Consider the following 22,767-nt stretch of genomic DNA (forward strand, 5'->3'; position numbering starts at 1 on the left):
GTAGTGTTATAAAACATAACCTCCAAACTTTTTCGGAATTTTTTTTGCAATATTTTTTTCATGAGGGGGATTGCGTACATTGAAATAATACGTGACGCTCTTTTTTAACTTACGAGTCACCACGTGTACCGAAAACAGGGCTCTCACGAGTGCTTTTACACGTATAAAAACGATAAACAGGTCCTAGCGACGAGAGGAAATCACACGGGAAAAACGGCTTTCTGCTCATGGAATCACGAGAAAATCGCTCTGTACACGTGCTTTTGGGCCACGTACAATGTGAGTTTAGGCCGATTATATCGCCCCAAAGACTAAAAAAGGGCTAAGAGAACAGTATTACATAAACAACTGTCTATCTATACTTTAAGACATCAAGAAAATCTTCCAAAAAAATCACAGGGCGCATTAGGGCGCATCTTTACGTGTTCGCAAAAACATTTTACAAAAAAAAATATATTACTCCATCTATATATAAGTAAGACGCTAATTTTTTTATAATATAAAAGTTTTACAAACCTCGCAAAGATGCGCCCTTTGCGCCCTGAACCATCCCCTACCAACTTATCAGGGATACAAAAAAAGCCTATGGGACACGGCCGTAAAGTCATTGAGATAACACCTCTATCCCATTGACTTTACCACCGTTTCCCATTGAGATACTATCGTAAACCCGACACTTCAAGAAGGGATAATCATTCCCCAGATAGGCGTCTTGACCATGAACACGAATAGTTCGCTCGCAACTGAACTGAACCGCACCATCGTCCCGTTAATCGCTACCCGTCCCATGATAGGGACAAATCCGTTCTTCTCCTTGCTGCCGTTCACATAAATTTGACTTCTCCCAATATCCACAATTTGCCCCTACCTTCTTCATATTCAATTTTAATTGCGCCAATCTGGGCTTTTTATAAGGTTATTACGGAGATTTTCCGTAAATTTGTAGAAATAAGACAGCCAATAATATTTATAAAAATATGCGAGAAAAACTCTCCTATCCTGTTAGGATCATCATATCCTTACTATCCATTTTTCTCTGGAGCTTTCCGGCAGAAGGGCAGGATAGTGAAAGCTTAAAAAAGCAATTAGATCAAAAGCTAAACTCTTTCGCAAGGCAATATGTGTCTTCACGCACCATTAAGATTGACTCCATCCTCATACAGAAGAAGAAAGTCACGCTTTTCGCCAATGAAGCTTTGGAGGACATCCCTTTTCGGGAATACAACGTTTCTGAGCTTTACGCAAGTATAGCTCCCCTATTCCCCAATGCCTCCAAGATCGTCATCTTGACCCGAGATACAGACATTGAGAGCTTGATTCCCGAATACGACAGAAAAGGACGTCCCAACAAAAAGAGGCTATACTCCATTAAAGAGAGTAAATACCCGCTAACCCGTAGCCTATCCACCCCTCATGAGATAAAAAACGGATTACAAAACCGTCATATCGCCCTTTGGCAAAGCCATGGTTTATATTACGCCCAGACCGCCCATCGCTGGGAATGGCAACGGGCTCGCATGTTCGGCACCGTGGAGGACTTATTTACGCAGAGTTTTGTTCTTCCTTATCTGACCCCGATGCTTGAAAACGCAGGAGCGACTATTCTTATCCCCCGGGAAAGGGACACTCAAATACACGAAATCATTATCGACAATGATCGCTCTACTCCGGGATCCGAGTATAAGGAATTGGATGGAGAGAAAGCTTGGTCGGATGGGGAGAAAGCCGGATTTGGGCATATTCAAGCTACTTATACGAATGGGGAGAACCCTTTTACGCAAGGTACCTATCGGCAGACGGTCACACAGAGGAAAGGAAAAGAAAGTCTCATCGAGTGGATTCCCGAAATTCCGGAATCGGGGAATTACGCGGTCTATGCCTCCTATCAATCTTTTCCGAACAGCACAGAGCAGGCACTGTATACCATCCATCATGCCGGAGGGGAAACCACAATCGCCGTCAATCAAACAATGGGGGGTGGGACTTGGATCTATCTGGGAAACTTCAAATTCACGGCACATGAACAAGCCCATGAGAGAATCGTATTAACGAATCAAAGCAATAAATCGGGAAAGATTATCACGGCAGACGCAATCAAGATCGGTGGCGGCATGGGGAACATCGCACGTAGCCCGCTAGAAAGTCCCTATCCGATAGAAGCAGAGACAAGTGGGTATCCACGGTTTACCGAGGCGGCCCGATATTGGCTACAATGGGCGGGAATACCGGATAGTATCTATTCGAAAAGCGCTTTCCGCAATGATTATCAAGACGACATTTACGCACGTCCCCAATGGGTTAATTATTTAAAAGAACAGACCCATATCCCTATCGACATGGCCTTCGCATTCCATTCCGACGCAGGAACCACCCCGGATGACTCAATTATAGGGACACTCGGCATCTATATGTCTAAAAGCAACGACGGAATCTACACCAACCGGAAAAGCCGGGAGATCGCCAGAGACCTAACCGACATGATCCAAACACAGATCCTGTCCGATGTCCGTAAGGTTTACAATCCTCAATGGAGCCGCCGGGGCATGTGGAATCAATCTTATATAGAGGCACGTATTCCCGATGTCCCAACGATGCTATTAGAATTACTATCCCATCAAAACTTCGCCGATATGCGTTACGGGTTAGACCCACGCTTCCGTTTCCTTATCTGTAGGGCGATCTATAAAGGGATGCTCCGTTATATCTGTTTCCAGAATAAACAGGAGCCTATCGTACAACCGCTCCCACCCGATCGTCTGTATACGGAGCTCGTAGAAACGAATAAAGTGAGAATCGGCTGGAAAGCCGTACAGGATACTCTTGAGGAGAGTGCCTCACCAACCGCCTATATCCTTTATAGTCGAAAAGACAGCGGTGGATTCGATAACGGGACGCTCGTAAAAGGAGAAGAAATCATTCTTCCAATTGAGGCGGGTATTATCCATAGTTATAAGGTAGCTGCCGTAAATAAGGGAGGCATCAGTTTCCCTTCCGAGATCGTAAGTGTTTACCGGTCTCCTAAAGGTGAAAAGGATAAGACGGTATTAATCGTCAATGGATTCGACAGGATCAGCGGTCCAGCCAGTTTCGAGAGTGCGGCGGATAGTTTAGCCGGCTTTCTTTATGCCGTCGACCGGGGAGTGCCTTATCTGAATGATATCGCATTTATCGGGGATCAATTCGAATTCCGCCGTACCGCCACATGGAACAGCAATGATAATAACGGGCATGGGGATAGTTACAACAATTACGCAGGCCAAGTCATAGCGGGCAATACCTTCGATTATCCTTTCATACATGGGCAGGCCATGGCCGGGACCGGTTATTCCTTTGTTTCATGTAGCCATAAATCTTTGGCCGAGGGAGTCGTAAAGCCGGATACGTATCCGATTATTGACTTGATTTTAGGAAAACAGCGCCAACCGGTTATCACTCCCGTTTTACAGGATACGCTTCGCAGTTACCTTGCCCAAGGCGGCAACTTGCTTGTAAGCGGGACGAATCTTTTCTCCGACAGCTGGGGCAACGCACAAGACCGTACGTTCGTCGAGGAGGTACTAAAAGGGAAGTTGGCTAGCCGTAATGCCAGCAAGGAGGGAATCGTAAACAGTTGCGCATCCCCTTACAGATATATAAACGGCAGATACACGTTCCGGACACGTCCGAACCCTATTTGCTACTCGATCGAGTCGGTAGACGGTGTACTTCCGGCGGATAAGCTCGCCCATACCATCTTGAGATATCCGGAGAACAATATCGGGGCGGGAATCGTTTATGAAGGGAAATATCGGACTTGTTCGCTCGGTTTCCCGTTTGAGGCACTTCAAACATCGTCGGAACGAAATCGACTCATGGAGTCCATCTTACGCTTTTTCTCCATTCAACAACAAAATAAAATACAGTATATACAATGAAACGAATCAATTGCTTTATCCCTTATGGAAAAATAGAGGCTACACGACAAACGGTAGCGCAATTGGCCGAGTCGTCCTTAGTGAGTCAGATCTATCTAATCACGGACGATCCCCACGCCAAGGCTATTTATCCCTGCAATTTAATCCGCACGGAGAATATATGGAGCACGAAGACCCTCCGGGAAATAGCCGGCTATGCCAGTGCCCATTATACGTTAATTTATACGAAGACTGAAGAGCTTCTATTAGGCATGTATGCCCTAGAGCGTTTTGTCGCCATCGCCGACGATACGAGATCCGGTATGGTTTACTCCGATTATTACGAGCAGAAGGAGGGCAAACTCAACCCCCATCCGGTGATCGATTACCAGAAAGGAAGTCTTAGGGATGATTTCAATTTCGGCTCCCTCCTACTTTATCGTTCTTCCACGCTACAAAACGCCATAGCCTCCATGGATACGGAATATACATTCGCCGGACTCTACGACTTGCGCCTGAAAGTCTCCCAAAACGCTCCGCTGACGCATATCAACGAATATCTATATACAGAAGTAGAGAATGATTTACGGAAATCCGGAGAGAAGATGTTCGACTATGTAGATCCCAAGAACCGCTCCGTACAGATCGAGATGGAAGCCGCCTGTACAGATCACTTAAAGATGATAGGCGGCTACTTGCCCCCTCATTTCAAGCCAGTCCGTTTTGACGAGCAGACATTTCAAACGGAAGCCTCCGTTATTATCCCTGTACGTAACCGTGTACGGACGATCGAGGACGCTATCCGTTCCGTACTGCGACAAGAGGCGTCCTTCCCTTTCAACCTAATCATTATCGATAATCATTCTACGGATGGCACCTCCGAGCGAATCCAAACGATCGCCGCCACGGACCCTCGTATTATCCATATCCAGCCGGAGCGTGACGACCTCGGCATCGGGGGTTGCTGGAATATAGGAATACACCATTCGGCTTGCGGCAAGTTCGCCATCCAATTGGATAGCGATGATGTATACAGTGACGAGCATACCCTGCGTAAGATCGTGGAAGCCTTCTACGAGCAGCGATGCGCCATGGTGGTCGGAACCTACCGAATGACCGATTTCGATATGCGAACCATCCCGCCCGGAATTATCGACCATAAAGAATGGACTCCCGAGAACGGCCGCAATAACGCCCTCCGCATCAACGGGCTTGGAGCACCCCGAGCCTTTTATACACCCTTGCTACGGAAACTAAACCTCCCGAACACCAGTTACGGAGAAGATTACGCCCTCGGCCTGCGCATCAGCCGCGAGTACCCGATCGGGCGGATCTACGACGTGCTGTACCTTTGCCGCCGTTGGGAAGATAACTCCGACGCCTCATTGGATGTCGTGAAAATGAACAACCATAATATATATAAGGATAAAATCAGGACTTGGGAACTCGAGGCCCGCTTAAACATGGAAAGACAATGAAACCAAACAACTGGGTCAGCTCATCGCAAGCGACCGAATTACTGTCCAAGCAACTCGTGACATGGCCATTGGCCGAGAAGAACTATAAGGCACTGGAGGCCGTGCAAGTAAAATCCTTCGATATGGGAGGGTTCTCGATACGTGCGCAATTCAATCCCGCCCGTATTGTTTCCACCGGGGCCAAGGTAGATGCCCGATCCCTAAAAGAACGCAAGTGCTTCCTATGTCCCGAGAACCTGCCGGTGGAACAGGAGCGACTGCCTTTCGGCTTTCGCCATCTGGTATTGTGTAACCCCTACCCGATCTTCCCCCAGCATTTTACGATCCCTACCCGGAAACATACTCCGCAACTGATATTGCCGCAATGGAATGACTTCTTGGAACTGACTAGGAGACTCGCTCCCTTCACCGTCTTCTACAATGGACCCCGTAGCGGAGCCTCGGCACCGGATCATGCCCACTTCCAAGCAGTGACACGAGGCATCATGCCGCTGGATGAAGAGGTAACCCAATTTATACGACAATCGTATGCGAGTGTATACGACAACCGTATATACCCACTCACCGGCAACCTCCGCCCCGGCCTCGTCATCCAAGCCGCCACCGAAGAAGCCGCCACCCGGCTCTTCAAAAAGATCTACGCCGCTTTGCCGATACTTCCCGGTGAGCCCGAGCCGATGATGAATATCTTCGGCTCCTATTACGATAATAATTGGGTAATCACGGTAATCCCTCGTAAACGCCACCGCCCATGGCAATACGAGGCTGAGGGGAACGACCATCTCCTGTCCAGCCCGGGAGCTGCCGATATCGGAGGTCTTTTCATCACCCCTTTAGAAAAGGATTTCAAAAAGATCAACCCGGAGCTTCTGCGAGATGTTTACCAACAAGTATGCCTCAGCGACCGGGACGTAGAGGAAATTTTCGTACATTTGTCATCTAATTAGTTTTCAATAGATATGAAACAATTCTTTAAAATGATGTTTGCCTCAACGCTAGGCGTTATGTTGGCAATGGGAATAATCCTGACGGTATTGATATCCATGACTATAGGATATATCGCCACCGTAGGTAGCACACCTGATTACACCCCCAAAAGCAATACGGTATTCAAGATCAAGCTAGACGGGACGCTAGCGGATAACCCGGCGGAGAATCCATTCTCCGCCTTGATGGGCGACAAGGAAAACATGCTGTCACTGAAGGACCTGCTCGAGACGATCCGGATAGCGAAACAGAATGACAAGATCGCGGGGATTTATATCGAATCGGGGCTTCTCTCCTCGGGTAGCGCTAGTTTGGAAGCAATCCGCCGATCGTTAATAGATTTCAAGGAAAGCGGCAAGTTCGTGGTAGCTTACGCCGATAATTTCACGCAAGGGAATTACTTCCTTTGTTCCGTAGCCGATAAGGTATTCTTGAATCCGCAAGGCATCCTTGAATTGACGGGACTCGCCTCGCAAACCCTATTCTACAAAGGACTGATGGATAAGGTAGGTATCGAGATGCAGATTTTTAAGGTAGGTACCTACAAAGGTGCCGTGGAGCCTTTTATGCTGGATAAGCTGAGCGAGGCGAACCGGGAGCAAATCCAATCGTATATCTCCACCATCTGGGATAATATAGCCGAAGGCATCGCCGAATCACGCGGCATCAGCGTGAACGATATCAACCATTACGCCAATGAGGGGCTTTTCTTCGCGGACCCTGTGAAAACGGTAGAATGTGGCTTTATAGACGAATTGAAGTATAAGCCGGAGGTAGAAGCATACGTCAAAGAGCTAGCCGGACAAAATGGAGAGAAACTGAGATCGGCCAACTTAGCTCAAATGAAAACCCTCAAGGCCTCACCCACCAAAAACGCCCCGGAGATAGCCGTACTTTACGCCGAAGGCGAGATTAAGGCGCAAACACCCGGCAACTTTTACGATATCGAACAAAGTATCACGGAGAAAATGGCCGATGAGCTTATCAAGCTAAAAAACAATGATGACGTGAAAGCCGTGGTATTCCGTGTGAATTCCCCGGGAGGTAGCGCTTATATATCCGAGCAGATATGGCGTCAAGTTGTCGAGTTGAAAAAGGTGAAACCTGTGGTCGTTTCCATGGGCAACGTAGCTGCCTCGGGAGGCTACTATATCTCATGCGCCGCTAATAAGATCATCGCCGAACCGAATACGTTGACCGGCTCCATCGGTATCTTCGGCATGTTCCCGAACGCCTCCGGATTATTCGGGAAACTAGCGTTGACCACGGACATCGTAAAGACGAACACGTTCTCGGACTTAGGAGACCTCTCCCGTCCCATGACCGAGAGTGAGAAAGCACTGATACAGGGATACGTGGAAAGAGGCTACCAAACGTTCCTTTCCCGCTGCGCCGAAGGTAGAGGTATGACTACCGAAGCGGTCAACGCTATCGGACAAGGACGGGTCTGGACGGGTGAGCAAGCGAAAGAAAGAGGTTTAGTCGATGAGCTGGGCGGTATTGAATTAGCTATAAGCACAGCGGCGGGGTTGGCTGATCTGGATCAGTATAGCGTAACTACCGTCAGCGGTTCCAAGAATTTCTTGGACGAGTTCTTGGAAAGCCAGCTCGGAGAGGTGAAACTCTCTATCATCAAAAATGTATTGGGCAATGAGTTCGAGTACTTCAAGACGTTGAATAATATCAAGACGAATTGCGGAATCCAAGCTCGTATGCCTTACGATATGAAACCGTTATAATAACTGGACCATGCTGACAGATCATACGATTAAGTTCAATAAACTCCTCACTCCATTCTCTTTCCTTTATGGAATCGGGGTGAGATTCAGGAATCAGCTGTTCGACTGGAAAGTCCTTCGGACAGAGCGGTATGATCTGCCTATTATTTGCGTGGGGAACCTGACTGTCGGGGGGACCGGAAAAACTCCTCATACGGAATACATCATCCGTTTGATAAAAGACCGATACCGGGTAGCTGTACTCAGCCGTGGCTATAAACGGAAAACCTCCGGTTTCTTGTTGGCCGATCAGCGAAGTACCAGCAAGGATATCGGTGACGAGCCGTACCAAATGAAACGTAAGTTTCCAGATATTCTCGTTGCCGTAGACGCTGATCGCCGCAGGGGTATCCGCAATCTATTGGCTCTGCCAGAGAATAAGCGCCCGGAAGTGATCGTGCTGGACGATGCCTTTCAACATCGATACGTCGCCCCCACGCTGAACATCCTTTTAACCGATTGCCACCGTCTTTATACGCAAGATAAGCTCTTGCCCGCAGGCCGTTTAAGGGAACCTATGGATGGCGCTCGACGTGCGGACGTGATCATTGTCACGAAATGTGAGTCATGTATACAACCTATAGACTTCCGGATCATAGAGGAGGATATACATCTCTCAGCTTATCAAGAGCTCTATTTCAGCCGTATTCTTTACGGGGAGCTGGAACCCGTCTTTTCCGGTAAAGCCCCCAAACGCACATTAAAAGGGCTGGCCTCTACTACAGAGGTTTTATTGGTATCCGGTATCGCATCCCCGGCACCTCTCGAAAAAGAGATCCATAAATATACGGAGCATGTCACCTCATTGATCTTTCCGGATCATCACGCCTTCGATCGGCATGACATCCAGAAAATACAAACGGCCTTCAAGCGGTTGACTTCTACAAGTAAATTGATAATCATCACGGAGAAAGATGCCGCCCGACTCCGTGACCTTCCTTCGCTTCCCATGGAATGGTTTTCTCATTTATATTGTTTGCCTATTACGGTGGGTTTCTGTATGGACCGGGAAAAACAATTTCAAGAATTAATAGTTAAACATATTGATACAAGAATAAAGAATCATCCTATATTACGTTAACAATCTTATGAGCAATAGAACAGAAATATCGACTTTGGGAGAGTTCGGGTTAATCCGTCATCTCACCGATAAAATAGAACTTAAAAATCCGAGTACGTTGAAAGGTGTTGGTGACGACGCAGCCGTACTAGATTACACAGACAAGCAAGTATTGGTTACGACAGACCTTTTGCTGGAAGGTATTCATTTCGATTTGATGTATGTGCCGTTGAAACATCTCGGCTATAAATCCGCAGTCGTAAACTTCTCCGATATTTACGCCATGAACGGCCGCCCGAAACAGATTACGGTATCATTGGGTATTTCCAAACGTTTCTGTGTAGAAGATCTCGAAGAATTCTACGAGGGCATTAAACTCGCTTGTGATATCTATGACGTAGATCTCGTTGGTGGCGACACTTCCGCCTCACGCACAGGGTTAGCGATCAGCATCACTTGCCTAGGCGAGGGAGAGAAAGGTAAAGTTGTCTATCGAAACGGAGCCAAGGAGACCGATCTTATTTGCGTGTCCGGCGATTTAGGGGCCGCCTACATGGGTCTCCAATTACTGGAACGGGAGAAAAGCATATTTAATGGGGAGAAAGATTTCACGCCCGATTTCTCTGGTAAAGAATATTTGTTGGAACGCCAATTAAAACCGGAAGCCCGCAAAGACATTGTCGAGGTTCTTGACCAAGCAGGAATCGTTCCTACCTCCATGATGGATATCTCCGACGGCCTCTCTTCGGAGTTGCTTCATATATCTAAAGAAAGTAATGTAGGTTGCCGAGTTTACGAAGATCGTATTCCTATCGATTACCAAACCGCAGCCATGGCAGAGCAGTTTAACATGAATCTGATAACCGCGGCATTGAATGGAGGTGAGGATTATGAACTCTTATTCACTGTTCCTTTAGCAGATCATGATAAGGTGTCGGAAATGAAAGGTATTAAGGTGATCGGTCATATAACAAAGCCGGAGTTAGGCAATTATCTTGTCGGTCGTGACGGAGGTGAAGTCGAGCTTAAGGCGCAAGGTTGGAACTCACTAAACTAAAAAGAAATATCCGCTCTGAATTCACGAATGCAAAGCGGTCCGTCCCATTTTTATTGGGGGACGGACCGTTTTCCTATTATTTCACTTCAATGGATCCTAAATAATTATAGAAGAGTTCAAAATCACTTATCTTCAAGAAAGGTAAGTGATAAACATCCATCTTTATAATTTGCGCCTCTATAGCCATTTTCCCATACAAATCAGCCAAAGACATACTCTTTATATCACCGTTATGATAGACCTTATTCTTTTTCTCGGGAAGCTGTACCTTCTTATCCAAGAAACGGATATAAGTATAAGAAGTAGCCAGCGGCTTATTATAAGTAGGCACTTTTCCGACTTTCCTCATATCATAAAACCCTTTCGCACGAGCCGTCTCACAAGGGACATTCATGAACTCTGGTATATTCACAAATCGAAAGGCACAATCATCCCATTTACAAAAGCCAATCTTAGCCAACGCATCCGGCTGGTCTGTCTTAATTTGTGGGCACCACAACCCTTTTAATGGAAAGATCTGCTTATCCATATCATATTGTAACATCTCCGACTGACTCTCAATACGAAACACCTTACTAAAATCAACGTCCCCTAACGCCTTTTCCAATTTAGCGGCATATTCTTTCTTAAGATCCGCCATAGTAAATGGATCCGCTTGATTTTTCTCTACCAGATTCTTGTCACAATGAGCCATATACCTTACTATCACATCGTCATCAACTGTCACATTATTTAATTTAAGCGCATAAACAAATAAGAGATCGGACGTTAAATCGACCACACCCTCAATTTCGCTTTTAAAATATTCCGAAACAATATTCCCTTGACTAAGCGCATCATTAATATTTATACAAAGACGCCGTCCATCCAGCTCTACCACGACAAGAGGATGCGTTTCTTCCTCAGAATAAACGCCCATACTCTCAAAGAGTTTCTTATCGTAATCCGGAATATCAACGATCACCGCCTCTTGACTAGCCAGATTCTCTTTCGGCATCGTAGAAATCTTCCCATCCTTTGTAAACGTCCTAACAAACAAATATCCGGAAACCTTAGGGACACCAAACATAATCTTATCCCCTTTTTTATACACTTTCCCATCACAGGCAGACACCGCATCACGAGTTCCTATCCCAGCAGCAGCAAATGCCAAACATACCCAACTTAAAACAATACTCCAAATTACTTTCTTCATATCTATAGCTTATTAATCATTCTCTACCCGCTTCCAAAAATAAGTAAAAATCCATATTTATCTACACGCTCCCCCTATTTACCCTGCTTATAGCAGCTAATTTCACCTCTACCCTCAAATATTTTCAAAAAATCCACCGCCACCTATTGCATATATCAAAAAAGTCCGTATCTTTGCACCCGTAATCGAAACAACGATATACAAAACGACATGATGGTGCCATAGCTCAGTTGGTAGAGCAAAGGACTGAAAATCCTTGTGTCCCCGGTTCGATTCCTGGTGGCACCACTTTTAAGAAAAGAAAAACGATGTAAATTCCTGAATTTCAAAGAAATTCAGGAATTTTTCATTTCCAAGAATAAGCAAAATAAGTGGGACTAAAGCAAACTATACATCCTTATTCGGGGGATAGTTTTAGAAAGCCTAAAATGTTACACAGCACAAGTGCTACTTCGTTTTTTTACAGCACATTGATCTATTTTACATAACCGGGTTCTCGGTTCGATTTCCTAACTTTGTATCATTAAAAATTGAGCCGTATGGAAAGAGAAATATTCAGCGTGTTGTTCTTCATTAAGCGTAGTAAAACGTTAAAAACGGGAAAGTACCTCTGCGTGTGAAATTCTATCAGATTTACCAAGACTTGGAACTGGAGGGAAAGATTATCTCCGCACGTGCCATAGTGAACCGCTATCAGGGAAAGGACGAAACTTTCAAGACATTATATAATGTGTTCTTGGAGGAAAAGATTGTCTCCGCACGTGCCATAGTAAACCGCTATCAGGGAAAGGACGAAACTTTCAAAACATTATATAATGTGTTCAAGGAGTATAACGACAACTTGGAAACTCGAATGAAACAGATCCCCAATATCCAACTTAAATTGACCCCCGATTTATTTTTCCTAAAATACAAAAAAAACATCACATAATCAGTTTATTAGTTTTCGATTTGTGCTGGGTTTATAATTTTTATTTACTGCCAATATAGTCATTCATTTCTTCCCGCAAATTTTGCGTATGGACTCTCCGTGCAGCTCAATTCTTACGGCTAGGTGAGTTATTCTGTTCATGACTGCGCCGGCTATTGTCTCCTTGCCGATGACATCATACCTGTCTTTGACCGGCAATTGTGATGTAATCAGTGTTGATTTCTTACCATATTGGTCTTCGATGATGTCCATCAGATGCATTCTGCTTCCTTTGTCCAACGGCTGCAAGCCGAAATCATCCTGTATAAGCATATCTGTCCTTTCTATTTTTTTCTGCTCCTACAGGATGCTACCTTTTACCTTGGTGGCCTTCAACTGCCCTAAAAGTCTGGAAGTATTGGCATACAGTACTTTCAATCCTTTCTGGCAGACTCTGTATCCCAAGGCTGTGGCAATGTAGCTCTTTCCTGTACCGGAGCTTCCCATGACAAACAAGTAGCACACCTCCTTGACAAATCTTGTTCATGCTGATTGATTTATTGGGAATACTATCTGTTTTGTCTATTTAATAGATTAATGTAGAATTATGAACTGATTCTGTAACTCTTTTAATGTTTTTTGGGTGGGGCAATTTAAATTGGATTTTGGGGAACTCTTTAGATAGGACAATGGGGGGACAGTTTATACCAAATTTTCCACCTGTCAATACACAGAAGAATTTTCATTGTTTATTACCGAAAAATAGAAGCAGTCTCTACAAAAAAAGACTGCTTCTGCTTCATTTCTAAAACAAATCAAAAAACAAATATGCTCAACTATTAATCTTAATTTTCTTTTAAGAAACGGATGATAACACAGGTTTGTCTGATACGGAAAACAAGTGTTCACTAAGCGCCTTCAAAGCATGCACTTTATCTTCCGCTTTCATCACCAACGATACATTACTACTACTTCCGCCGTATGAAATCATCCGTACGGGAATATCTTTCAATGCATTGATGATGCGTGCCTCAAAACCGACATTTTGCCATTCTAGGTCACCAACAACACAAACAATCACCATATTCTTTTCGACTGTAATCGTTGCGTATTTCCGTAATACACCCACAATCTCGTCTATATGCTTGTCATCATCAATCGTTACGGAAACCCCGATATCGGAAGTGGTCACCATGTCCACCGGCGTATTGTAATTATAGAACGTATCAAACACGATGCTCAGAAAATGAGGTGTCGGTATCGTATGGAGCGACTTGATCTTGACATACGTGATGTTGTCTTTGGCGGCAACAGCTTTGATCGTACCCTTTTCCACCGTATTCGAGATCAATGTACCCGACGCATTTGGCTGCAATGCGTTCAAGAGGCGTACCGGTATGTTCTTTTCCTTGGCAGGCAGGATGCAAGTCGGATGTAGTATCTTGGCACCGAAATGTGCCAACTTAGCGGCTTCGTCGAAGTTCAACTGCCTAACAGGAGCGGTGTCATTGACAAACCGTGGATCGTTGTTGTGCATCCCGTCAATATCCGTCCATATCTGTATCTCTTCTGCTTGGATAGCCGCTCCAATTAGAGAGGCGGTGTAATCGCTTCCTCCTCTTTCCAAGTTGTCAATGCTGCCGTAAGCATTCCGGCAGATGAAACCTTGCGTAATATATATTTCTGCCTCTTTGTTTTGCTCCAAAAGTGTATTTAGGTGTTTAGCGATATATTCCATGTCCGGTTCATTGTCCATTGTAATTCGCATGAAGTTCAACGCAGGCAATAAAACTACCTTCACTCCTTGTTCTTCCAGATAGCAGGTCATCAGAAAGGTTGATATTAGCTCACCCTGCGCCAAGATTTCCTTTTCATCGAACATGCTGAAAGGCATATTAGAGAAAGACCAGACATGTTGAGACCGTTCAAGCATGTATTGCATGGCCCTTTCTTTGTAGGTATCGCTTTGGTATAATTCTTCTATATGATTGACATAAGCTTGTTCCAAAGCAGAAAGGATCGCATTGGCTTTTCCCGGATCTTTCTTATGGAAACACTCAGATATCTCCACTAAAGAGTTTGTTGTCCCTGCCATGGCAGAGAGTACTACTATTTTCTGTTCCTGATCGCAAATGATTGATGCGACATTCTTGATCCGCTGGGCAGAACCGACTGAAGTACCACCAAATTTTAATACTTTCATTAGACTATCTGATTTTTGATTTTACTTTTTATACATTGAATCTGATCACGAACGTGCTACCTTTACCGACTTCGCTTTCGATACGGATCGTACCACCATGAGCTTCCACAAAGTCCTTGCTGATGGCAAGTCCCAAACCGCTACCTTGTACTTTTGTTCCCGGCACACGGAAATAGTGGTCGAAAATACTTTCGTGGTAACGCGAGTCAATGCCCTTTCCGAAGTCCTTGACATAGATCTCGACGGCTTTGTCGATCTGTCGTGCACCGATGATAATCCGTCCGTTCTCCGACGAATAACGGATGGCGTTCGATAACAGGTTGGTCACAACCCAAGCAATTTTCTCGCTGTCGACAAACAATTTGGTGATCTTTTCAGGATACTCCACTTCGATCTGACAGTTAAAACGCTCGGCCTGTACCCGGTTCGCCTTGATGGCATAGTCGATCAGTTCGATCGGTTTGGTAATCTTCGGATTCAGGTAGAGCTTACCGCTTTCTACCTGTGACATCTTCAACAATTCGCCAGTGATCTCCAACAAACGGTTGCTATTTTCCTTTATGTTCTTGGAAAGGCTCTCCTGTTCTGTATTCAGTTTTCCGATCCGATTGTCTTCCAGCAGTTCCAAGCTCATCATGATAGCCGATATCGGTGTCTTCAGTTCATGAGAGATCGTTGAAATAAAGGTTGTCTTTGCAATATCTTTTTCTTTAAATTCGGTCACGTTCTTCAACAGGATCACATCCCCGACATACTTACCCTCCAGTCCAGTCTGCCTGTTAACGTTGATCGGGATGTATTTTACTTGAAAATAGCTTTCCTTGTTGTCCGCATAGATTTTCAACGGATCCTTATTGTCATCGGGATGTACCAACTGGCGGATCAAACGGCGCAGCAGATCATTTTTTAACGCCACTTCGGGAGCCGGTTTGTCGATAATGTTTTCCCGTGTCAAATTCAAAACAGTCAAAGCCTCGTCATTGACAAACAAAATCTTCCGTTCCTTACTCAAGCCTATGATAGGTTCTGCAATGCTGTTGATAATTGTTTCTATATATTTTTTCCCTTGCAGGATATCTTCCAGCGAACTGTTCCTGTATTCGGCCAAGCGCTCGGCCATCTCGTTGAACAACGTGGCTATTTCCTTAAACTCCGGTTCATTGCCCAAATTGAGCCGTTTGCTGTAATTGGCATTGGTGATTTCCTTGATGCCATCCGTCAATTTCTGGATCTGTACGCTGACCGAGCGTGGCAGGTGAGCCAGAAAGAGGAAGGCGATCACGATACAAGCAATTCCTACCGTCCAGATCCAAAAGAGAGACCTTTCCGCCGTATGGACAGCCACTTCATTCTTTTCATAAATGGCAGACATATTGACTGCCATAATGGTATAAATCGTCTGGCGTATCTGCCGAATCGATTCATCATCCATGTCATCCAACGCCTTTTCACAGTTCGAACTTAATCGGTTGGTTAGTACGTCTTCATCCTTCTCTGTCAGATTTTTTTTCTGAGCTTCCAACCCGGCCTCAAACTCTTTTCGAGCATTCGGATTTTCCCGAATGGCATCCAGTGACTCGAGCATCTGACGGGAATAAAGGAGTGAATTATAATTATCCGCTAGGATATTCTGCGTGTCATCCGATACATTATGAATGTTTTTTATAGCCAATCCACCTAATAAAGTGATCAGGACAAATAAAAGTCCTATCCCATAAGTCAACTTTGTTTTTATATTCATATTCATGGAAGGATTTTTATGCTAATATTATTAAATCAATGCCTAATTGAGCCAACTCTTCTAACATGTTCCGATAGTGGACCATCGCAAGGATAGCGGAAGGATATTTTAAAGCTGGTCGTCCGATACATAGCGTACTGATTTGCTTTTCTTTACAAGCCTGTACGATCGCATCCGTTATATGTGGGGATTGCACTTGAATGATTTCTCCTCCAAGTTCCGTTGCCAACTTGAAATGGTTAAGCAAATGCCTTTGACTTGCCAACGGAATCCTGTCGGAACTTTCTCTTGGGGTTTGTACATACAGTACAAAAAACTTGGAATTATATCGGGTTGCCAACCGTGCGACTTTCCGTATGATCTTACGGGGAGTTTTCTCATTACTGCTGATGCAGGCCATAAACCTTTCGTGGCGTACGCCGAGATTCTCTGGAATGGTATTCTCCACTTTTTTTTCTACCCGCAAAGCTACCTCTTTCAATGCCAACTCCCTAAGCTGAAGAATATGTTCAGCCTTAAAGAAATTATTTAATGCTGTTTGTATCTTATCGGGTTTGTATATTTTTCCGGCTTTTAACCGAGCCAGCAGTTCGTCAGCAGTAAGGTCTATGTTGACCACTTCATCAGCCTGCTCCAGTACGATATCAGGAATACGTTCCTTGACCTCAATGCCAACCACGTCCTGCACCATCTCGTTAAGTCCTTCTATATGCTGAATATTGACCGCCGTGATCACACTGATACCGGCATCCAGTATATCCATGACATCCTGCCAACGCTTTTCGTTCTTACTGCCTTCGACATTGGTATGAGCCAATTCGTCAACGATGACAACTTCAGGATGGATACTGAGAATCGACTGCAAGTCCATCTCTTCGATCTCTTTTCCTTTATAAAATATCTTGCGGCGGGGGATGATAGGCAATCCTTCCACCAATGCCTCCGTCTCGACTCGCCCATGTGTTTCTATATAACCGATCTTGACATCGATACCGCTTTCCAGTAATTGGTGGGCATCTGATAGCATCCGATACGATTTACCTACACCGGCAATCATGCCGATGTAGATTTTAAAATTGCCACGACGAGACTTTTTCAACAAATCTAAAAAATGTTGTACACTTTGTTCTCGGTCCATGCGTATTATTATATCAAGGTCTTAAAGAAATTCCCAAGACAAGATGGGCATCCTCCATGCGAGGGTTCCAAATTGCCTGTGTAAAAATAGGTAATGAGAAAGAATCCGTGATTTTGATATCTTTCGTTGCTTTCAATGCAACATTCGTTACTGCAAATCCACTATTTACATCACCTCCATACGTAGTTATTCCCGCATCATACGGAAGAACACCACAAGTTGCATTCAGATCGACGCCCTTCACTGTGAATGGAAAATTCAACTCCACATAAGAAGAATAGTTTTGGTTTCCATTTTCATCTTTGTCTTGACCGGCAAACATGAAATTCCAGGCGATAGACAAAGGTAACTTCTCAATAGGCAAAGTGTAAGCCAAACCTGCTTCAAAATGGTGATCTGTTTCATGGCTTTTGAAGTTAAAATAACGGCAAGAGCCTTGCCCTGCCCACCATAAGCTAGCGACAGATAATGTAGGACCAGCTGATCCGAATGTATACGCTGCCGTTAAATCTATCTCTTTAGCCGCAGGCATAGATGTAGAGTTTGCTCCCTGAAAATCGGTAGATCCCCAGGCTGTCAAAGAGAAATTACCTACCCCCAGTGATAGTGTCGGCTGGAAGCTAGCACCAGTCTGGTAGAAACCACGCCAAATATAGGAACTTACCAAATCTCCCTGCACAGAAAAACTTACTTTACCATCCTCTTCCTGTGCATTAGCCAACGTAGAAGATGCCATTGAGAATACAATTGCCAAGGCTGCTACTTTTTTTACGAATGATTTCATAACCTAAATCTAATTGACTTATTAAAATTTGTTATTTGTTATTTGATGCTTGATCAAGCGCAACATTTAATTTCAATACATTTACTTTCTCCGTTCCGAACATACCCAATAACGGTTTCTCAACATGAGAATTGACGATACCCATGACCTTTTCTTCCGACCATCCACGAGCGTCCGCTACACGTTTGGCCTGTGCATAAGCCGCTTTCGGTGAGATATGGGGATCCAAACCGGAACTGCTGGCTGTGATGATTTCAGCCGGAACTTTTTCACGGGTTAGGTAAGGATGATGAACCAAGAATGTATCAATACGTTCTTCCAACAAAGCTAAATGTTCTTCATTGGAAGGTCCCTTGTTACTACCTGCCGAACTGACCAAAAATGTATCAATACGTTCTTCCAACAAGGCCAAATGTTCTTCATTGGAAGGTCCCTTGTTACTACCTGCCGAACTGGATGCATCGTAACCGTCACCAGCATGGGAAGGACGTCCCCAGAAATAAATATCTTGCGTGAAATTCTGACCAACGTTGGCGGCCCCCACTACTTTTCCATTCAATGTAACCAGTTCTGCATTACCTTTATTCGGTCCTGCCACTTGGGCAAACAACCACAAAACGAAGATGTAGAAAACACTGAAGAACAAACAAAATGCAATTGTCAGTCTTAATGATTTAAAAAGATTTGATATCATAATGAATTATTGTTTTATTTTCTTAACCTTCCTCCTATCTTCATACAGAGGGAGGAAGGTTTTTAATATTGATTTTACTTTTACATGAATAAACTTACAATCATATCTATCAACTTGATACCAATGAACGGGGCAATTACACCGCCCAAACCGTAGATCAGCAAGTTGCGACGAAGCAATGCGGAAGCACCGATCGGTTTATAAGCCACACCACGTAATGCCAGAGGGATCAGAATCGGGATGATGATCGCATTAAAGATGATCGCACTTAGGATCGCTGATTCCGGACTGTGCAGGTGCATGATGTTCATCGGGGCCAATGCCGGGATCGTAACCATGAACAGAGCTGGTACGATAGCGAAATACTTGGCCACGTCGTTAGCGATACTGAAAGTAGTCAGCGTACCGCGAGTCATCAGCAACTGTTTACCGATTTCGACAATCTCGATCAGTTTCGTTGGGTCGTTGTCCAAATCAACCATATTACCAGCTTCCTTGGCAGCCTGCGTACCACTGTTCATTGCGACACCAACGTTTGCCTGAGCCAAGGCCGGGGCATCGTTCGTACCGTCCCCCATCATGGCGACCAGCTTACCGTTTTCCTGTTCCTTACGGATATAGTTCATCTTGTCTTCCGGTTTGGCTTCGGCGATATAATCGTCTACACCGGCTTTTTCAGCGATATATTTTGCGGTCAACGGGTTATCACCGGTTACCATTACCGTCTTCACACCCATCTTACGCAAACGTTCAAAACGTTCTTGGATCCCCGGTTTGATGATATCCTGTAATTCGATCACACCGATGATGAAATCATCCTGTGAAACAACCAACGGAGTACCGCCGTTACTCGTAATCTTCTGAACCAAATCGGCCACCTCTTTCGGATATTTGTTGCCGGCAGCCTCACTCATCTTACGAATAGCATCAAAAGCTCCTTTACGGATGCGAGTACCATTTGCCAAATCCACCCCTGAACATTTAGTTTCTGCCGTAAACTTGATCATCTTTGATCCGGATGTATTCAAATCATGTACACGTACACCTTTTTCACGTCCCAGTTCCACGATTGACTTACCTTCGGGCGTATCGTCAGAAAGAGAGGACAGTAGACAAGCTTGTACAAAAGAGTGTTCGTCAATGCCGGATACCGGATAGAACTGGGTTGCTTTACGGTTACCGATCGTGATCGTACCAGTCTTGTCGAGCAGCAAAGTATCAATGTCACCAGCTGTTTCAACCGCCTTACCGGATTTGGTGATCACATTAGCAGACAACGCACGATCCATACCGGCAATACCGATGGCAGATAACAAACCACCGATCGTAGTAGGGATCAAACAAACGAACAAAGAGATAAAGGCCGCGATCGTAATCGTCGTGTTGGAATAATCAGCAAACGGTTTCAAGGTACCGCAAACAACAACGAATACCAATGTAAAACCTGCCAGCAAGATTGTCAAGGCGATTTCGTTCGGAGTTTTCTGGCGAGAAGCTCCTTCCACCAAGGCGATCATCTTATCCAAGAAACTTTCACCCGGTTCGGTCGTCACTTTCACCTTGATCTGGTCGGACAATACTTTCGTACCGCCTGTTACAGAACTCTTGTCTCCACCCGCTTCACGGATCACCGGAGCAGATTCACCTGTGATGGCGCTTTCATCGATAGAAGCCAGACCTTCGATAATTTCACCATCGGAAGGAATCGTGTCGCCGGCTTCACAAATAAAGATGTCGCCTTTCTTCAACTGAGAAGAACTGACCGTTTCGATCTTGTTACCGACACACAATTTGGCAGGAGTTTCTTCCCGGGTCTTACGCAAACTGTCGGCCTGTGCCTTGCCTCGTGCCTCTGCAATCGCCTCTGCGAAGTTGGCGAAAAGCAACGTGGCGAACAATACAATAAACACTAAGATATTGTAACCGAAAGATCCTTGTGTCGTATCACCGGTGGTAGCCGCCCAAATCGTAACAAACAACATGACGAATGTCACCACCTCCACGATAAACATGATCGGGTTACGGAACATCATCCGCGGATTCAACTTAATGAATGATTGCTTCAAACTTTCTATAACGAGCTTCTTTGGAAATAAAGAAGCAGTTTTGTTATTTCTCATCTTCTTAATCTGTCAATTAGTAAATACTAAAATATTCGGCGATCGGGCCTAATGTTTGTGCCGGGAAGAATGACAAGGCAGCAACGATGACGATTACGAAGAATGTCATCACACCGAATGTAACCGTATCAGTCTTTAATGTACCCGCACTCTCCGGAGTGTACTTCTTGTTTGCCAAAAGACCTGCAATAGCTACCTGTCCGACAATTGGCAAATAACGTGAAATGATCAGTGCCAAACCGCAAGTGTAGTTCCAGAAATAGGTATTGTCGCCTAATCCTTCAAAACCGGAACCGTTGTTAGCAGAAGAAGAAGTATATTCATATAACATTTCACTGAAACCATGGAAACCAGGGTTGTTCAACCAGCCACCCTCGCTCTCTACGAATTCAGGGGCATATACCCATACGTAGGAAGAGATAGCCGTAAAGATCAAAATCACGAATGGGTGAGCCAACGAAACGATCGTTGCAATCTTCATTTCTCGGGCTTCTACCTTTTTACCTAAGAATTCCGGCGTACGTCCGACCATCAAACCGCTGATGAATACGGCTATAATCAAGAATGCATAGTAGTTCATGAAACCTACGCCGACACCACCAAACCATGTATTGATCTGCATGTTCAACATCTCCACCATACCAGAAAGAGGCATTGTACTGTCGTGCATACCGTTAACGGAACCATTAGAGGTGACGGTCGTAGTCACAGACCACAAAGCGGTTGCGCCCGGACCCAGACGGGTTTCCTTACCTTCCATAGCACCGCAAGACTGGTCAATACCCATCTCGTCGATTTTCGGGTTACCTGCCATCTCATAGTGAACGTTACAGAATACTCCTAAAAGATAAGCAAACAGCATCACGCCATAGATCACATAACCTAACTTTTTACGTTTCAAATAAAATCCCAAAGCAAATACCAATGCCATTGGAATGATTAGAATAGACCAGCATTCTATAATATTGGTCAGATAAGTCGGGTTTTCCAAAGGGTGAGAAGAGTTTACTCCGAAATAACCACCACCATTCGTACCTAACTGTTTAATCGGAACGATTGCAGCTGTAGGACCTTGTGAAACAGTTTGTTCAGCTCCTTCCAATGTCGGGATTGTCATTTTGGAGTCAAAGCCCATCGGCGTACCTTGTATGATCAGGATGAAACCCACGATCAGAGACATCGGGAAAAGGATACGTGTACAGCTGATCACTAAATAGTGCCAGAAGTTGCCGATTGTTTTAGTTGTTTTGGCGGCCATCGACTTCATAATTCCAGCCATGGCAGCCATACCTGTTGCAGCAGTGATGAACTGGAACAACATGATGACGAACAACTGTGTAAAATAAGTCAAACCGCTTTCTCCGCTATAGTGCTGCAAGTTACAGTTAACCATGAAACTAATACACGTGTTGAACGCCAAATCTGGACTTTGTCCGCTGTTCCCATCAGGATTCAAAGGAAGATATCCTTGCGATACCAACAGGATCATACCCCAGAAGAACCAAAATACGTTTATAATAAGCAGAGATTTCAAGAATGCCTTCCAATCCATCTCTTCATTGGGGTTGATACCCGCCAGCTTGTAAATAAATCTTTCAATTGGAGCCATGAAACGCATGCAGTCGTTTCCCTCCTTATACACCTTGGCGATATGCTTTCCCAGCGGGTAACTGATAACCAGCAGCAGCAATATCTGCAATGCTACACCTAAAATTTCTGTATTCATCTT

General features: G+C 44.7%; 14 protein-coding genes, 1 tRNA gene and 3 pseudogenes. 8 read left to right on the forward strand and 10 right to left on the reverse strand.

Annotated elements, in window-relative coordinates; genetic code table 11:
* Positions 1–747: 747 nt before the first annotated feature.
* A pseudogene (locus QVP94_RS19370) lies at positions 748–858 on the reverse strand (integrase); the annotation flags it as partial.
* Between the two features lie 119 nt (positions 859–977).
* Here QVP94_RS19370 and QVP94_RS18055 point away from each other — a divergent pair.
* Genes QVP94_RS18055 through thiL form a run of 6 tightly spaced genes read left to right on the forward strand, consistent with a single transcriptional unit; the run spans position 978 to position 10,253 of the window.
* A complete protein-coding gene (locus QVP94_RS18055; protein WP_005858406.1) occupies positions 978–3,914 on the forward strand; it encodes a golvesin C-terminal-like domain-containing protein in 2,937 nt (978 codons plus the stop codon).
* Positions 3,911–5,371, forward strand: a complete 1,461-nt coding sequence (locus QVP94_RS18060; protein ID WP_005858408.1) for a glycosyltransferase family 2 protein — start codon at positions 3,911–3,913, stop codon at positions 5,369–5,371. Before QVP94_RS18055 ends, QVP94_RS18060 begins: the two co-directional genes overlap by 4 nt.
* On the forward strand, positions 5,368–6,318 hold the full coding sequence (locus QVP94_RS18065; RefSeq protein ID WP_022193160.1) for a DUF4922 domain-containing protein: 951 nt from the start codon (positions 5,368–5,370) through the stop codon (positions 6,316–6,318). The genes QVP94_RS18060 and QVP94_RS18065 overlap by 4 nt, the downstream gene beginning before the upstream one ends.
* A gap of 12 nt (positions 6,319–6,330) precedes the next feature.
* Positions 6,331–8,097: a signal peptide peptidase SppA gene (gene sppA, locus QVP94_RS18070; RefSeq protein WP_036629050.1), complete on the forward strand. Its 1,767-nt coding sequence runs from the start codon at positions 6,331–6,333 to the stop codon at positions 8,095–8,097.
* Positions 8,098–8,107: 10 nt separating this feature from the next.
* The gene (gene lpxK / locus QVP94_RS18075) at positions 8,108–9,217 is read left to right on the forward strand and encodes a tetraacyldisaccharide 4'-kinase (protein WP_005858414.1); all 1,110 of its coding nucleotides are present in this window, start codon (positions 8,108–8,110) and stop codon (positions 9,215–9,217) included.
* A gap of 7 nt (positions 9,218–9,224) precedes the next feature.
* Positions 9,225–10,253, forward strand: a complete 1,029-nt coding sequence (thiL, locus tag QVP94_RS18080) for a thiamine-phosphate kinase (protein WP_005858417.1) — start codon at positions 9,225–9,227, stop codon at positions 10,251–10,253.
* Between the two features lie 76 nt (positions 10,254–10,329).
* On the opposite strand, the gene QVP94_RS18085 is transcribed toward thiL, so the two are convergent.
* Positions 10,330–11,448: a DUF4852 domain-containing protein gene (locus QVP94_RS18085; protein ID WP_022193161.1), complete on the reverse strand. Its 1,119-nt coding sequence runs from the start codon at positions 11,446–11,448 to the stop codon at positions 10,330–10,332.
* A 215-nt stretch (positions 11,449–11,663) separates the two neighbouring features.
* Here QVP94_RS18085 and QVP94_RS18090 point away from each other — a divergent pair.
* Positions 11,664–11,736, forward strand: a tRNA-Phe gene (locus QVP94_RS18090).
* 251 nt (positions 11,737–11,987) lie between these two features.
* Positions 11,988–12,190, forward strand: a pseudogene (locus QVP94_RS18095) (site-specific integrase); the annotation flags it as partial.
* Between the two features lie 252 nt (positions 12,191–12,442).
* Here the strand turns inward: QVP94_RS18095 and QVP94_RS18100 are convergent.
* The 8 genes and pseudogenes from QVP94_RS18100 to kdpA all read right to left on the reverse strand — a co-directional run bounded on the left by QVP94_RS18100 (position 12,443) and on the right by kdpA (position 22,764).
* Positions 12,443–12,883: pseudogene (locus QVP94_RS18100) on the reverse strand (ATP-binding protein).
* Between the two features lie 331 nt (positions 12,884–13,214).
* A complete protein-coding gene (locus QVP94_RS18105) occupies positions 13,215–14,561 on the reverse strand; it encodes an aspartate kinase (protein WP_005858483.1) in 1,347 nt (448 codons plus the stop codon).
* 28 nt (positions 14,562–14,589) lie between these two features.
* Positions 14,590–16,308: a sensor histidine kinase gene (locus tag QVP94_RS18110; RefSeq protein ID WP_005858481.1), complete on the reverse strand. Its 1,719-nt coding sequence runs from the start codon at positions 16,306–16,308 to the stop codon at positions 14,590–14,592.
* Between the two features lie 10 nt (positions 16,309–16,318).
* Positions 16,319–17,440 carry a sensor protein KdpD gene (locus QVP94_RS18115; protein ID WP_005858479.1) on the reverse strand — a complete coding sequence of 374 codons (1,122 nt, stop codon included), beginning with the start codon at positions 17,438–17,440 and terminating at the stop codon, positions 16,319–16,321.
* A gap of 13 nt (positions 17,441–17,453) precedes the next feature.
* Positions 17,454–18,224, reverse strand: a complete 771-nt coding sequence (locus QVP94_RS18120; RefSeq protein ID WP_005858477.1) for a hypothetical protein — start codon at positions 18,222–18,224, stop codon at positions 17,454–17,456.
* 31 nt (positions 18,225–18,255) lie between these two features.
* A complete protein-coding gene (locus tag QVP94_RS18125) occupies positions 18,256–18,918 on the reverse strand; it encodes a potassium-transporting ATPase subunit C (protein ID WP_022193164.1) in 663 nt (220 codons plus the stop codon).
* 80 nt (positions 18,919–18,998) lie between these two features.
* The gene (gene kdpB, locus QVP94_RS18130) at positions 18,999–21,038 is read right to left on the reverse strand and encodes a potassium-transporting ATPase subunit KdpB (protein WP_005858473.1); all 2,040 of its coding nucleotides are present in this window, start codon (positions 21,036–21,038) and stop codon (positions 18,999–19,001) included.
* Between the two features lie 16 nt (positions 21,039–21,054).
* On the reverse strand, positions 21,055–22,764 hold the full coding sequence (gene kdpA / locus QVP94_RS18135; RefSeq protein ID WP_022193165.1) for a potassium-transporting ATPase subunit KdpA: 1,710 nt from the start codon (positions 22,762–22,764) through the stop codon (positions 21,055–21,057).
* Positions 22,765–22,767 lie beyond the last annotated feature (3 nt).

This window comes from Parabacteroides sp. CAG:2, assembly GCF_000436315.1.
In the GTDB taxonomy this organism is placed as follows: domain Bacteria; phylum Bacteroidota; class Bacteroidia; order Bacteroidales; family Tannerellaceae; genus Parabacteroides; species Parabacteroides distasonis.